Source organism: Candidatus Krumholzibacteriia bacterium (assembly GCA_030748535.1).
Lineage (GTDB): Bacteria > Krumholzibacteriota > Krumholzibacteriia > JACNKJ01 > JACNKJ01 > JASMLU01.
This window is the reverse complement of sequence record JASMLU010000011.1, coordinates 1-13239: the sequence shown is the minus strand read 5'-3', so window position 1 is coordinate 13239 and position 13239 is coordinate 1. Positions and strand designations below refer to the sequence as shown.

Here is a 13239-nt window from a genome sequence, read left to right as displayed (position 1 = left end):
GGAATGGTACTCAGCCCGAAATCAAAACTGGAATCCTGCCCGGTCTGTGAGAGTGCGAAGCTCAACAACCGTGTGCTTGTAAAACCCGGCGAAGACCCACAGATCTTTGTGGAGTGTGCGTCCTGTGAGGCCTTCGTGGCGCGATATCTGTTGAAGAGCTACACCTGCGAAGATCCCTATCGTTCTTTTCTACGCCAGATGAGGCAACAGAGAATGAGTTCCGGGGCACTGACCCGGGAGAGGCAGCGGGAGTTTGAGGACCGCCTTGCCGAGGATCTTGCGCTGGCCCGGGAACTGAGTTCTTCCCCGGAGGAGAAAGACCTCGAGGATCTGTTCGAAGAATCCAGCTAGTCTGGGCTCAGAAGGCTTGCTCTAGAGGGTGATGACCTTTCCTGCCTTGGTCTGGGCAGCCAGAATGTCGCCCATGCCCCCGATGATTCCAACCCTCACCTTGTCAGAGATGCCGAAGCTGTCCAGGCAGGTCTTGCAGAGAATCAGGTGAACTCCCTTTTGTTCGAGAGCTGCCAGAGTTTCGAGAAACTCCGAGCCTTCGCAGGCCAGTTTGACGGCATCGGTGTAGAAACAGATGGCGCCGGGGAGAGTGTTGTTCTCAATGAGAAGGGCCAGGTAGGTGGAAAGCAGTTTCTTGCGAAGCGGCTCGTCGGCGACCCCCATTCCTTCCCTGTGCAGGATGATAGCGGTGTCAGAAAGAGGCATTTCTTCCTTTCGAAGAATCCCTAGCCGGAAATCTGTCGGGTAGCAAGATAGTCCATCAGGGCCGGGGCATGAAAGACTTCCTGAAGGCGGGGCAGCATTTCTGCTGCGTTTCCCGGAAGAGAGCCGAGAAAGTCGGTATGGCTTCGCCCGTCCCGGTACTCCGGCTCTCGGGGCGGATGAGTCAGGTAACGCTCCGAAGCTTCAATGGGGGGAGCAAAGAGCAGGGTGGTCGAATAATAGAAGAAGTCCCGGGGGCGGTAGACGCAGGATCCCCCCACCTTTTTCCCCTTCAGGGAAAGATCGCTGCTTCCGGATTTTTCAACTTCCGGGATCCCTAGTTCATCGAGCCCCTCAATGACCCACTTCGTAATGGCATCGAAGATGTCACGAACACCGAGGACTCCCGGAAGAGGAATGGCCAGAGAGAGGATGAGATTGCCAGGGTCCAGTACCACGGAACATCCTCCGCCCATCCTTCGGTACAGGGGAATTCCATCGCGACTTGCAATTTCCGGGAGGATTTCCAGTTCCGCTATGCTTCCCCGTCCGAGTACGAGACTCAGGTCTTCGGGGCGGAAGACTTCCACTTCCGGCTCCCCGCTCTCCTTGCAGCACTGTAGCAGTGCTTCGTCGCGATTCCAGGGCTTCTGGGTGAAGGTCATTTCTTCGGAGCCTGAATGTGAATGGCCTGCCCGGCCGCAACTTCTGCGGCTTCAAAGAGGGCTTCAGAGAGAGTGGGGTGGGGGTGAATCGTGACCATCAGGTCTTCCAGAGTCGCACCCATCTCAATGGCCAGGGTGCCTTCTGCAATGAGTTCACTGGCCTGAGGGCCGACCATGCCGACACCGAGTACGCGATCGGTTTCAGGATCACAGATGACCTTGGCAAGTCCATCCCTGCGTCCAAGCGTGCGAGCGCGACCGAGAGCGGCAAGAGGGAAGCGCCCGACCTTGACGGTAATGCCTTTTTCCTCTGCCTCCCGCTCCGTGAGTCCTGCCCAGGCGAGTTCCGGTTCCGTGAAGACGACCGCAGGAATGGCGCGGTTGTCAAAGGAGGAAGAGTGCCCCGCAATGGCCTCTGCGGCCACCTTGGCTTCCCGGCTGGCCTTGTGGGCCAGCATGGGACCCGGGGCGATATCGCCAATGGCGAAGATTCCTGCAACGGAACTGCGGCACTGCTCATCCACGGGAATGCGTCCCTGCTCATCGGTGGAAAGACCGGCCATTTCCAGATTCAGGCGATCCGTGTTCGGCCTGCGTCCGACGGCGCTGAGAACCTGCCGACTTTCCAGCTCAATCTCATCTCCATCATGGAGAATCTTCGTAAGGAAACCCGTCTCCGTTTTCTCGATTTCAGTCACCCGGGAATCCGTGTGGATGGCTTCAAAACGGTTCTCTGCACTATTCACCACGACCTGCAGGAGATCCCGGTCTGCTCCCTGAAGAAGACTGGGAAAGAACTCCACCATCGTGACCTTGCTTCCCAGTCCTGCGTAGATCATGCCCATTTCCAGACCGATATAGCCGCCACCGACAACGAGCAGGCTATCGGGGATTTCAGGGACCTGCAGGGCTTCTGCAGAGGTCCAGAGAGGGAGGTCTTGCCCTGCGGGAAGCTCGTTGATGCGGCTTCCCGTTGCGATGATGCAATTCTGGAAACGAATCCCCGAGACCTCCGCGCCTTCGAGAGCCAGACTGTCGTGCCCATCGAAACGAGCGCAGGCGTGAATGACTTCCACCCCCCGTTTCTTGAGAAGCCCTTCGATTCCGCTGGAGAGGCCGTCGACCACCGAGCGGGTCCATTTGCGAAGCCCCGCGGGATCCACCTCGACCTTGTCGATCTTCAGACCGAACTGTTCGGCATTGCGAGCCGACTCTGCTACTTCCACGGCATGGATCAGGGTCTTCGAAGGGATGCAGCCTTCCCGGAGGCAGACTCCCCCGAGCTTGTCCTGCGCTTCCACGAGAGTGACATCCATGCCCAGGTCGGCCGCGCGAAGTGCCGCAACATAGCCACCCGGACCGGCGCCGATCACGACCAGTTCGCATTCCTGTTTCAGTTGACCCATGACCATGCTAGTCCTCCAGGAAAATCCTGAGTGGGCTTTCCAGCTGTTCGATGATGCGGTTCATGAAGCGAGCTGCGTTCGCGCCATCGGTGATGCGGTGATCGAAGGCCAGAGTCAGGGGCATGACCTTGCGCGCCACGATCTCTCCCTCCCGGACGACCGGCTTTTCGCGGACAGCTGCCATGCCGAGAATGGCCGCTTCAGGGTAGTTGATGGTCGGAACCATGCCCGTTCCCCCGAGAACGCCGATATTGGTCACGGAAAAAGTGCCGCCCCGAAGTTCCCCGACTTCGATGCTTCCCTCCCGGGCACGAGTGGAAAGCCTTTTAAGTTCTGCAGAGATCTCCTGAACACTCAGGTTCCCTGTATCGCGAATCACAGGCACGACAAGACCCCGGCCTGTGTCCGTGGCAAAGCCGAGATTCCGGTACTTCTTGTAGATGAGAGCTTCCCGGTGAGGATCCAGGCTGGCGTTTATCTCCGGGAAGTCCGCCAGCGCATTGGCGGCCGCTTTGAGAACGAAGGAGAGAAAGGTGAGAGAAGAAGGATTCCCCCGCTCTTTTTCCTTTTCGAGAAACTTCGCCAGTTCGCTCACATCCGCTTCATCCATGTGCGCAACATGGGGGGCGATGATCATGGAACTGCTCAGGCGGCGGGCGATCTTCCGGCGAATGGAGCGAAGAGGCTCAATCTCCACCTCTCCCCATTCGCTGAAATCGGGAAGTTCCTCCACTTCGAAGAAGGGAATGGAAGAGCCGCCGCTGAAGTCATTCTTCACTTCCGGCAGTTCGTGGATTGATTTTCCGACCTCAAGATCACTGACCAGAATGCGTCCCCCGGGCCCGCTGCCCGCTACCTTGCCGAGATCGATGCCTTTCTCCCTTGCCAGGCGACGAACTGCCGGAGCCGCCGCTACTCGAGAAGTGCTGCTTCCTGCCGGAGCTTTCGCCTCTTTGGGCTTTGCCTCTTTCTTCGCGGGTGTCGCCTTTGAGTCTTTGCCCTTACCGTCATCGATGACGGCGATAATGGAACCCGTGCTCAGGGTGTCGCCCCTATTTCCTTGCAGGGAAAGCACGGTTCCCGTGGCCGGTGAGGGGATGGTGACGGCCGCCTTGTCGGTCTCGACATCAAGCAGAGGGTCGTCCTCCTGAATGCTGTCGCCCTCGTGGACATGCCACTCCAGGAGTTCGCCCTCGTGGATCCCTTCTCCCAGATCCGGTAGTTTGAATTCGTACATAAGGCTTCCTAAAAGGCCAGAGTGCTTTCCACCTGATCGACGACCTGTCCCGCATTGGGAAGGTAGTATTTTTCTCGAGCGAAATTCGGGGTGACCACATCGTAGCCGGTGACTCGCCCCACGGGAGCTTCCAGATAGAGTAAGGCGGCGTCATTGATTCTTGCAATGATTTCGCTGGAAACTCCCAGCGTTCGCGGGGCCTCCTGGACGATCACACAGCGTCCGGTTTTGCGAACTGAATCGCTGATCGTATCGCTGTCCAGGGGAGAAACGCTGAGAAGGTCAATCAGCTCCACGCTCTTGCCTCTCTCTTCCAGTGTCTTTGTGGCAGCGAGAGCTTCGCGCATCATCGCTCCCCAGGCAATGAGCGTGATGTCCCTGCCCTCCTGAACGATTTGCGCCTTTCCGATTTCCATGGTCTCCGGCTCTTCGGGAACTTCCTCCCGGAAGGCCCGGTAGCTTCGCTTCGGTTCCATGAAGACAACCGGGTCATTGTCCTGGATTGCGGCGGCCAGTAGTGCACGCGCATTCCGGGGACCCGAAGGCAGGACCACCTTCAGGCCCGGGAAGTGTGCATAGGTCGCTTCCCGGCTTTCGCTGTGATGCTCCAGAGCGTGAACCCCTCCGCCGTAGGGCATGCGAAGCACCATGGGAACGGTGAACTCGCCCTGGCTGCGCGAGCGCCAGCGGGCGGCGTAGCTTTCCATCTGCTGTAGCGCGTAATAGGAGAATCCGGAGAACTGCATTTCGGCCACTGGCCGAAGCCCGGCAAGCGCCATTCCGATAGAGGCACCGGCGATGGCGGATTCGGCAAGGGGCGAGTCGATGACCCTCTCCTCGCCGAACTTTTTCTGAAGCCCTTCGGTGACCCGGAAGACACCGCCATTAAGACCGATGTCCTGTCCGAGCTGAATCACCGAGGAGTCCCTTTCCATTTCCTGATGAAGGGCGAGATTGATGGCCTGAACCATATTCAGCTTAGGCATGATCCACACCTTCAGCCGGGAAGTTGCGACTAATGTTCTGGAGGAAGATTTCCCGTTGCCGTTCCAGTTCGGGGTGGGAGTTTTCGAGGACATGGTCAAAGGGTGTATCCGGTCGGACGGACTCCCTGTTCTCGAAACTCTCGACCGCAAGGGCGACTTCCTTCCGGATTTCATCGTTGAGAGCTTCCTGCCGGGACTCATCCCAGATTCCCCGGTTTTCCAGATAGAGGCGGAAGCGTTTCAGTGGATCCTTGTCACGCCATTCCTCCACGTCTTCCTCTTTGCGATAGCGGGTGGGATCGTCTGCCGTGGTGTGAAGGCTCATCCGGTAGGTCTGTGCCTCGATCAGGGTGGGGCCTTCACCCCGCCTGGCGCGCTCGACGGCCTCCCGAACCGCAGAGTAGACAGCAAGGACATCGTTTCCATCGACCACGATGCCCGGCATGCCATAGGCCAGGGCTTTCTGGGCAAGGGTCTCCGAGGCCGTCTGTTTTTCGCGCCCGGTGGAAATCGCCCAGCCGTTGTTCTGGATGACAAAGACGACCGGGGACTTCCAGACAGCCGCGAAGTTCAACCCTTCGTGGAAATCACCTTCGCTGGTCGCTCCATCGCCGAAGAAGTTCAGCACGACGCTATCTTCCTTCCGGAGTTTCATGGAGTAGGCGATGCCCACGGCCTGGGGAATGTGTGAGGAGATGACGATGGTGTCCGGGAGGTTTCGATGCTTGAGGGAATAGGAACTTCCCTCTTCATAGCCGGCCCAGAACTTCAGGATCTGCACAAGATCCTGGCCACGCATCAGGCGTCCGGGAAGTTCGCGGAAGGCTCCCACGAACCAGTCTTTCTCCGAAATGGCGGCCGCCGCACCGACGGACACGGCCTCCTGCCCCGAGCAGGGCGGGAAGGTGCCCATGCGCCCGGTTCTCTGGAGCTTGAGCATTCGCTCATCGGCTTCACGACCCAGACAGAGGTGTCGATAGATACGGAGAAGTTCTTCTTCTGGCAGGCCGGGATCGAGTGAAGGGTCGGCCACTCCGGAATCATCGAGGATCTGGAGACGGGATACGCCCAGTTTCTGGATTTCTTTCAGGGGCATTATGCCTCTCTCCTTGCTGCTGACAAACAAGGTAGATTGGCTCTAATGTCAAGATTATCAATGACTTAGGGAATTCACGGTTTGAAAATCCGGAATGGTGGTTTCTGCACAGCCCTAACGAATCAGCAGAAGGCGCTTTGACTCCACCTGAGTGCCGAAAGACAGGCGGGCGAGGTAAAGTCCGCTGGCCATTGCAGATCCACGCTCATCGAGCCCTTTCCAGGAGCAGGAGTGAGAACCACGGGCCATCGGGCCACTGAGGAGGGTCGAGATCAGTCGCCCACTCACATCCAGAATCTCCAGTTTCATGCGTCCATCGTCCGGAAGGTCGAAGCGGAGTTCCGCGAGGGGGTTGAAGGGGTTAGGCCAGACGGCCAGGTTCAGGGAAGAGGCCGGCTTGCCGGGCGCAGCGGTGGCAAGGCTTGTGCTGACCAGGTCTATGTCTGCAGTGTCCCCGGTGCCGACGATGAAGGACAGCCGCATGTGGTAGACAGGAAATGAGACACCGAGCGGGGCCGTGGCTGACATCGAGATTACCTGCCATTCCTCTGTCAGAGGGAAGACCTCGGTGCTACTTTGCAGTGGATTGGTCCACATCTTCTGATCGCGGAAATCCTGCGTGGCGGCGATGTTCCCGCTGCCGCGTACCCAAGCCTCGAGAGTGAAAGTGTCCCCGTCACTGGCGGGGACTGGCTGGTGAGTCGCGGCCCCGCTCGACAGGCGCAGGTAGTACTCCCCGTCCCGGGCGCCAGCAGGGTCATGGATCCGATCGACCCCCGGATGTGCATGGTAACGCCAGCCATAGCCACCGAAGGGTGCGACCTCTTCAAAACCGCCGTTGGCGACATTTCCTCCCAGGCTGTAGCCGTTCATCACATCGCGCGGCCCCTGTTCCCAGCCCAGCAGCTCGCTGACATGATCGGCAAGGATCTGGGCCATGCCCGCATGATCGTACTCGCAACCGTGCCACTGTTCGAAGATCCAGGGGAAGATTGCGAAGGACATGTTCGGGTCATCCCGTTCTTCAATGACCTCATGAGTGTAGTTGGCAGGTTCGTTGTAGTCCCAGCCCCAGCCATTGTAGAGCATGATGTGTGCTTCGGGATGCGTTGAGCGAAGGTCGTCAAGGAAATCGTGGTAGTCGCTCTTGATGGCTACCTTGGGACGACCCAGATCGTTGGCACCCAGTCCCACGACCACCAGATCGGGCGGGAATCTGGCGAAGTCCCAGAGGGGCGTGGGAGACCAGTAGTCGACTTGATCGAAGACACTGTGAATCTCGGCGATTCGATCCCCGCTACGGCAAACATTGGTATACTCGGCATCGAGCATGCGCGATACGATTCCCGCATAGCCCCGGTAAGTTCCACGCAGGTGATAGCCGCTGTGGTTCTCTTCGTGCTCCAGAGAATAGCCTGCCAGATTGGAGTCCCCGTAAAACTCAATGCGTCGCGAGGGTCTCTCGGGAGGAGCCAGGAGGGATTTCCCGTCGTCCAGTTCGAAGCCCTCGACCAGCCAGTAACCCATGTCGGTTTCCTTGATGATTTCGACCTTGTGGCTGCTGTCCCCAAGGCCCGTTGCCAGAACATGGGTCGCCATGCTCGTTCCGATGGCGATCTTGCTGGAGTTGGCCGCATCATCGTCGATGATCACGCGCAGGTAGTCGTAATTGCTCCACCACCCGCCACTGCAGGTGATCGCCAGGCTGCTGCCCTCGAAGTGGGCGATGATTGATGAGCCCATCCAGTAACACCAGGGCTCGGAAGCATTCGAGTCGTCCCATCGTCCCGTGTAGAGAAGGTGGGGGTCGGCAGGGTCCACGGGACTGCTTGCACTTGCCGAAGAGACAAGCAAGAGGGCAAGGAGAAGGGGGGCCAGGGGTTTCAAGGACATTCCTTTCGACGCCTTGTCGGCATCGCATTTACCGCGAGCAAGGCTCTTCGCCAGGCCGCACCCCGATTCTATCACAGATGATCCCGCGATTCCACGGATGTGGAAACATGGCCCGGCGCCTGTTTATCTTCCCCGGCGAATCCAGGGGCAGAAGAGCAAGGAAGCAAGCAGGGAAAAGACAAAGCCCCAAAGCGAGATGGGAGGAAGAAAGCCGTGCCAATCCTGAGGCGGCATCCAACCTTTCAAGCCCAGAGAGAGGGTATGAATGGCCAAAAACAGGGAAGCCAGAAGAGGAGGGAAGCGTTGCAGGGAGGTGTTCTCCGAGGCCTTTCTCAGAAAATAGAAACTGAAGGCCGCAAGCGAACCGCTGAGAATCATGATCTCTCCGGACAGGCTCATGCTGCCGCCGTCAAAGAGCTTCGGGTAGTAGGTCTTTGAAAAGACGGCAAGAGAGAGAAGCACATGAAGGGAGGCGGTATGCAGGGAGGCATTTCCCCAGTGGCGAAGATCGTCTTGGTTTTCTTTGCGGTAACTCAGGGCCGCGAGAAAGAGAAAGAGAGTGGAGGCAAGAGCGAGGGCCTTGTTCAGAAGGAATACCGGGATCTGCGCAGAAGCGGTGTCTCCGAAAAACCGGTAACGCAGAATTGAATAGAAAACGCAAAGAAGAAGCAGGAGGATCGTTCGTTTCATGGACTCTCTTTCTTTCCATCAAGGATTCCGGTTTCCGAGAGCCAGGAGGCAATGGTCTGTGCCGCCAGTTCGTGCCCTCGGCCATTCCAGTGATTGTCGTGGGGGAGCATCAGGTTTTCACCGGAGTTGTCAAAGGTTTCGTCGAGTTGCAGGAGCTTCAGGTTCTGCTCGCTGGCGAAATCCCGCAGCCAGTTTCTCCCTTCTTTCTCCATAGGGATGCTGACGAGAAGAAAGGGAATGCCCGCCACATGACAGCGATCCCGTATGGCAAGAAGAAGCTCTCCGGTGACCCTGAAATCCCCGATGTCTTTCGTGCCCGGAGTCATCTCCCGCTTACCACGAAGCCACTGCTTGAGCCTCCAGATTCCCATATCCAGTCGCGGGCCAAGCCAGGTCTTGCCCCAGAGGAATCGCTCGACTTTCTGCCGGCGGCTGGCCCGGGGAACCGGGACATTTCGCAGTTCAAGGGAGTCCTTTTCCAGCGTAAAGACTGGGCGATAGTGCCAGTATTCCTCGCTTCGAACATTGTTGAGAAAATCGTTTTCACAAAAGAGAAGCAAGAGGGCGTCCGGCTTCAGGGCCATGCCTCTTTCCTTTAGATAGAGAAGCTCCTGTGCCGTTCCGTATCCGCTGACCGCTGCGTTGAGAAGCTCCCATCCGGCTAGAGAGAGGTCCAGAACCTCGCTGAATCGCTCCTCCTCTTCCACTCCAAAACCCCAGGCGAAGGAATCACCGAGAACCAGCAGGCGTCTTTTACTTCCTTTTTCCCTGCTTGCTTCGCCATCCCGCATGCCCAGAGTATTGATGGACACTTCCACCGAGAAATCCCGATGATCAAAGTGCCCGTTCTGCCCGGGTCGGTGTTCCCATCCGAGAAGTTCGCTGTATTTCCAGAACTTCACCCTTTCTTCCCGGGCAGGTGCCCACTGGGGAAAGAGGACTCTGGCGGAGAGTTCGGCCAGCAGAATGCCGACAAGAACCGCAAAAACAGCAACCGGAATGAGGAGCAGGCGAGGGTGCTTGCGGAACCAGCGTTCTTTCATTTTCTCTCCTGGAATCGGACGGCGAGCATACTACACGAGAGAGGGGAAGATCGCAGGAACAATTTCCCGGCCAGGACCCCAAATCTTGGGTTGCGAAGCTCCAAGTCTACTACATTCAGTGTATTGGGGCAGATTCCTGAAGAAAAATCTTGCCAGCTTTTCCGCAAAGGTGCATAAGACACCCGGCTCCGTCTTGCCCGCTCGGGAGGTTTTGCCTCGATGATTCGCGAAAAGCCAGTTCGCCTCAAGCTTCGGGGCGAGGAGATGGATGGCAGAATCTCCTACTATTCTCCCTACCTGATGAAAAAGCGTCGCGAGGCCGAGCTTCCCGGGAGCAAGGGACAGGTTCTCCTGGAACTGAAGAACTTCGATATTTCCTCTCTTCTCATGATCGGCGAAAAGGTGTTGGCCGAAGGCTCTGGCTTTGATCACTATGCCAGCCTTCGCGCATTGCAGGATCAGCTTTCCCTCGACGAGGGCTGCATTCTGGCCTGTGGAAACTGCCAGTACTTTCTCTTTTCCGGCATGGCGCGTGACATGAGCAATGGAAGCCGGGGCTATTGTCTTCACGGCAAGCTCGGCAAGAATCTTCGCCCCGGAGACATTTGCGAAATCTTCTACAACTGCCATCATTTCAGCTATGGTCCGGGAGAGGAACGCGAAGAGTTCCGGTTGAAATGGAAGAAGAGTCTGGTGGCGAGAAACCGGAAACAGGTGGCTCGCGGAGAGAAGACCCTGCCGGAGCGTCCCTTTCCCATGGATCTTCCCGAGGATCTGGACCCGCCTCGACCCCCTGAACCCTGATCGAAAGACCATGCCCATGACCGATAAGCCAGGCCCTGCGGAACTGAAGGAGATTCGCAGGGATCCCGAGAAGATTCTGGAAATCTGCCGTGCCTGCAAAGGGCAGTGCTGCACCTATGTGGCCGTCGAGATCGACGAGCCCGAGGAGTTTGAGGACTTCGAGAACATCCGCTGGTACTGCGCGCACAAGGGCATCTGGATTTTCAAGGACGACGAGGGATGGTACGTGGCCTTCGACAGCCCCTGCGAACATCTCAACGAAGACTTTTCCTGCAAGATCTACGAGAAGCGACCCTCGGTTTGCCAGAACCATGACTTTGGCGAGTGCGACTTTTTTCTGGACGGGGAGTTCGAACTGGAACTGAAAAGCCTGGAGGATGTGGACGCCTATCTGCGCGAACGCTTCCCTCGGCAATTCGTCAAGAGACCCCAGAGGAGGAAGAAATGAGTCGGAAGATTGCGATTGTACTGGGAACCCGACCCGAAGCCATCAAGTTGGCTCCAGTCATCGCCCGGCTTCGGCGCAATCCGGAGCGCTGGCAGACAAGTCTGGTCGTAACGGCTCAGCACCGGGAGATGCTTGATCAGGTGTTACAGCTATTCGATCTGAAGCCGGACTACGATCTGAACCTCATGCGCCCCGGGCAGAATCTGTTTGATGTGACTTCTTCCGCGCTGACCGGGCTGCGGGAGGTCTTCGAGGTAACTGAACCGGACATGGTGCTCGTTCAGGGCGACACGACGACCGTCTTTGCCGGCGCTCTTGCCGCCTACTATCTGAAAATTCCCGTCGGCCATGTGGAAGCGGGTCTTCGCACCGGACAGCGCTACAGTCCCTTTCCGGAAGAACTGAACCGTCGTTTGACCGGCTCGCTCACGGATCTGCACTTCGCGCCTACCTCCACCGCAGCCTGGAACCTGAAACAGGAAGGTGTCGAGACGGAGAAGATCCTGGTAACGGGAAACACGGTCATCGATGCCTTGCTTGAAACTGCGGCTCGCGAAGACCTGCCGGATTTTCCGGATCTCTCTTCCCCACTCATCCTGCTTACGGCCCATCGCAGGGAGTCCTTTGGCACGCCTCTCGGCAGGATCTTTTCTGCCGTTGCAGAACTGGCAAGCCGCCACCCGGAGTGCCAGGTGGTCTATCCCGTGCATCCCAATCCCTCGGTTCGCAAGGCGGCTTCGGACAAGTTGGAGGGAATCGGGAATGTCCAGCTTTGCGATCCACTTGACTATGCGAGCTTTGTTTCCCTGATGAAGCGGGCCCGACTGATTCTCACCGACAGCGGGGGAATCCAGGAAGAGGCCCCCTCGCTGGGAGTCCCGGTGCTGGTTCTGCGTGATGTCACTGAGCGGCCCGAGGCCATCAAGGCAGGGACCGTGAAGCTCGTAGGCAGTGATCCGGAGCGGATTCTTGAGGAGTCGGGGAAGATTCTCAGCGATGATTCCCATCACCGGCTTATGAGCGAGGCACAGAATCCCTACGGCGATGGTCGGGCTGCTGCTCGCATTGAAGCCATGCTGGCACATCATTTTTACCGGGAAGCTCGACCGGATGCCTTTTCTCCCGAGCAGGGGGACTCCTGGTGAAAAAGCGCCGCCTGAGAACCACTCTCTGGCTTGGTCTGTCTTTCGGATTGCTCGTCATGATCGCTCTTTCCCTGCTTTCTGATTTCGGCAAAACCGCCAGCGCACTTCGATCCATGAACCTGGCCTGGCTTCCCCTGATTCTGGGTCTCAGCCTCCTGCACTTTGTCTTTCGCTACTTCAAGTGGGAGTTCTTCCTGCGCGCGATTGGCGTCCGGATTCGCTTTGCCGACAGTGTGGGGATTTTCCTCAGCGGTTTTGTCTTTACGGTCACTCCTGGCAAGATGGGCGAGATCTTCAAGGCCTGGCTTGTGCGGGAGGTGAAAGGCGAAGCGGTGTCGAAGGTCATCCCTGTCGTGATCGCCGAGCGCTACACGGATATGGGAGGATTGCTGGTGCTGGCTTCACTGGGAGTGATCGGTAGCGGCTGGGGAGCGACCTGGCTACTGGCCTTCCTCTTTCTCACCCTGATCTATCTGCTTGCCTTTTCCCCCTGGCTGCAGCGACTGCTGCCCCGGCTCTTCGGAAAGACGGGTGATCGCGTGGCCCAGGTGCTCTCCGGAACTCGGGGGCTTCTTACCCTTTCCCGCCTGCTTCCCATGGTTCTCTTCAGTGCCCTGGCCTGGTTCTGGCAATGCTGGGCTCTGGTTTTTTCCCTTCAATCTCTCGGTGGCTTCCTCTCTCTGGGAGATTCGGTCTTTGTCTTTTCCCTTTCCACTCTTGCGGGAGCCCTGTCCTTTCTTCCGGGGGGGTTGGGAGCGGCTGAAGGCAGCATGGCCCTTCTTCTGGGAGGAGTCGGCGGTCTGGATCCCGCAATGGCCGCCGCCGCCACGCTCCTGATTCGTCTGGCAACGCTCTGGTTTGCCGTGCTGGTCGGTCTTCTGGCTCTGCTCTGGCTCTCCAGGCGTTGGAATCGGGGCTCCGGTCTCTGGAGAGAATTCGAAAAGGATGGCGTGGAGTCTGAATAAAAGGTTGTGCCTCTGAGAATGTATCTGGCCTTCTTCCTGCCCTCTGTAGGACATGGAGAAGCTATCACTACAGGATCCCCGCTGGCAACCACCCTTCTGCCCGAACCACAAGTGCCGATACCACCAGCACTTCCAAGGCCCCTGGCC

At 57.9% G+C, this 13239-nt stretch carries 14 protein-coding genes; 5 read left to right on the top strand and 9 right to left on the bottom strand.

The features are described 5' to 3' along the window. The first annotated feature begins 3 nt into the window (after positions 1 to 3). Positions 4 to 351, top strand: a complete 348-nt coding sequence (locus QGH30_08465; protein ID MDP7022370.1) for a hypothetical protein — start codon at positions 4 to 6, stop codon at positions 349 to 351. A 21-nt stretch (positions 352 to 372) separates the two neighbouring features. Here the strand turns inward: QGH30_08465 and QGH30_08460 are convergent, their stop codons facing one another. The 9 genes from QGH30_08460 to QGH30_08420 all read right to left on the bottom strand — a co-directional run bounded on the left by QGH30_08460 (position 373) and on the right by QGH30_08420 (position 9730). Beyond that, on the bottom strand, positions 373 to 717 hold the full coding sequence (locus tag QGH30_08460; GenBank protein MDP7022369.1) for a DsrE family protein: 345 nt from the start codon (positions 715 to 717) through the stop codon (positions 373 to 375). Positions 718 to 737: 20 nt separating this feature from the next. Further along, complete coding sequence (locus QGH30_08455) at positions 738 to 1379, bottom strand: hypothetical protein (GenBank protein MDP7022368.1); 642 nt, start codon at positions 1377 to 1379, stop codon at positions 738 to 740. Further along, positions 1376 to 2785, bottom strand: a complete 1410-nt coding sequence (gene lpdA, locus QGH30_08450; protein ID MDP7022367.1) for a dihydrolipoyl dehydrogenase — start codon at positions 2783 to 2785, stop codon at positions 1376 to 1378. The genes QGH30_08455 and lpdA overlap by 4 nt, the downstream gene beginning before the upstream one ends. Before the next feature lie 7 nt (positions 2786 to 2792). Beyond that, entirely contained in the window at positions 2793 to 4022 is a 1230-nt protein-coding gene (locus tag QGH30_08445; protein MDP7022366.1) for a dihydrolipoamide acetyltransferase family protein, read from the bottom strand. An 8-nt stretch (positions 4023 to 4030) separates the two neighbouring features. Further along, positions 4031 to 5008: an alpha-ketoacid dehydrogenase subunit beta gene (locus QGH30_08440; protein MDP7022365.1), complete on the bottom strand. Its 978-nt coding sequence runs from the start codon at positions 5006 to 5008 to the stop codon at positions 4031 to 4033. Continuing rightward, positions 5001 to 6104 carry a pyruvate dehydrogenase (acetyl-transferring) E1 component subunit alpha gene (gene pdhA, locus QGH30_08435; protein ID MDP7022364.1) on the bottom strand — a complete coding sequence of 368 codons (1104 nt, stop codon included), beginning with the start codon at positions 6102 to 6104 and terminating at the stop codon, positions 5001 to 5003. The genes QGH30_08440 and pdhA overlap by 8 nt, the downstream gene beginning before the upstream one ends. Positions 6105 to 6218: 114 nt before the next feature. Next, complete coding sequence (locus tag QGH30_08430) at positions 6219 to 7991, bottom strand: GDSL-type esterase/lipase family protein (protein MDP7022363.1); 1773 nt, start codon at positions 7989 to 7991, stop codon at positions 6219 to 6221. A 129-nt stretch (positions 7992 to 8120) separates the two neighbouring features. Next, on the bottom strand, positions 8121 to 8687 hold the full coding sequence (locus QGH30_08425) for a hypothetical protein (protein MDP7022362.1): 567 nt from the start codon (positions 8685 to 8687) through the stop codon (positions 8121 to 8123). Beyond that, the gene (locus QGH30_08420) at positions 8684 to 9730 is read right to left on the bottom strand and encodes a GDSL-type esterase/lipase family protein (GenBank protein MDP7022361.1); all 1047 of its coding nucleotides are present in this window, start codon (positions 9728 to 9730) and stop codon (positions 8684 to 8686) included. The genes QGH30_08425 and QGH30_08420 overlap by 4 nt, the downstream gene beginning before the upstream one ends. Before the next feature lie 219 nt (positions 9731 to 9949). Between QGH30_08420 and QGH30_08415 the strand changes: the two genes are divergently transcribed. From QGH30_08415 to QGH30_08400, 4 genes are read left to right on the top strand one after another with little or no spacing between them, the layout of a single operon-like run. Further along, positions 9950 to 10534: a hypothetical protein gene (locus tag QGH30_08415; protein ID MDP7022360.1), complete on the top strand. Its 585-nt coding sequence runs from the start codon at positions 9950 to 9952 to the stop codon at positions 10532 to 10534. A 16-nt stretch (positions 10535 to 10550) separates the two neighbouring features. Continuing rightward, complete coding sequence (locus QGH30_08410) at positions 10551 to 10982, top strand: YkgJ family cysteine cluster protein (protein ID MDP7022359.1); 432 nt, start codon at positions 10551 to 10553, stop codon at positions 10980 to 10982. Then, positions 10979 to 12127, top strand: coding sequence for a UDP-N-acetylglucosamine 2-epimerase (non-hydrolyzing) (wecB, locus tag QGH30_08405; protein MDP7022358.1), 1149 nt, complete (start codon positions 10979 to 10981; stop codon positions 12125 to 12127). Before QGH30_08410 ends, wecB begins: the two co-directional genes overlap by 4 nt. Beyond that, the gene (locus QGH30_08400; protein MDP7022357.1) at positions 12124 to 13092 is read left to right on the top strand and encodes a lysylphosphatidylglycerol synthase transmembrane domain-containing protein; all 969 of its coding nucleotides are present in this window, start codon (positions 12124 to 12126) and stop codon (positions 13090 to 13092) included. The genes wecB and QGH30_08400 overlap by 4 nt, the downstream gene beginning before the upstream one ends. The last annotated feature ends 147 nt before the right edge of the window (positions 13093 to 13239 follow it).

Bases quoted from the DNA above. Each gene is read 5' to 3' on its own strand.
- wecB (MDP7022358.1), top strand. From the start codon at position 10,979: ATGAGTCGGAAGATTGCGATTGTACTGGGAACCCGACCCGAAGCCATC.
- lpdA (MDP7022367.1), bottom strand. From the start codon at position 2,785: ATGGGTCAACTGAAACAGGAATGCGAACTGGTCGTGATCGGCGCCGGT.
- QGH30_08465 (MDP7022370.1), top strand. From the start codon at position 4: ATGGTACTCAGCCCGAAATCAAAACTGGAATCCTGCCCGGTCTGTGAG.
- QGH30_08455 (MDP7022368.1), bottom strand. From the start codon at position 1,379: ATGACCTTCACCCAGAAGCCCTGGAATCGCGACGAAGCACTGCTACAG.
- QGH30_08425 (MDP7022362.1), bottom strand. From the start codon at position 8,687: ATGAAACGAACGATCCTCCTGCTTCTTCTTTGCGTTTTCTATTCAATT.
- QGH30_08415 (MDP7022360.1), top strand. From the start codon at position 9,950: ATGATTCGCGAAAAGCCAGTTCGCCTCAAGCTTCGGGGCGAGGAGATG.
- QGH30_08410 (MDP7022359.1), top strand. From the start codon at position 10,551: ATGACCGATAAGCCAGGCCCTGCGGAACTGAAGGAGATTCGCAGGGAT.
- QGH30_08420 (MDP7022361.1), bottom strand. From the start codon at position 9,730: ATGAAAGAACGCTGGTTCCGCAAGCACCCTCGCCTGCTCCTCATTCCG.
- QGH30_08440 (MDP7022365.1), bottom strand. From the start codon at position 5,008: ATGCCTAAGCTGAATATGGTTCAGGCCATCAATCTCGCCCTTCATCAG.
- QGH30_08460 (MDP7022369.1), bottom strand. From the start codon at position 717: ATGCCTCTTTCTGACACCGCTATCATCCTGCACAGGGAAGGAATGGGG.
- QGH30_08445 (MDP7022366.1), bottom strand. From the start codon at position 4,022: ATGTACGAATTCAAACTACCGGATCTGGGAGAAGGGATCCACGAGGGC.
- pdhA (MDP7022364.1), bottom strand. From the start codon at position 6,104: ATGCCCCTGAAAGAAATCCAGAAACTGGGCGTATCCCGTCTCCAGATC.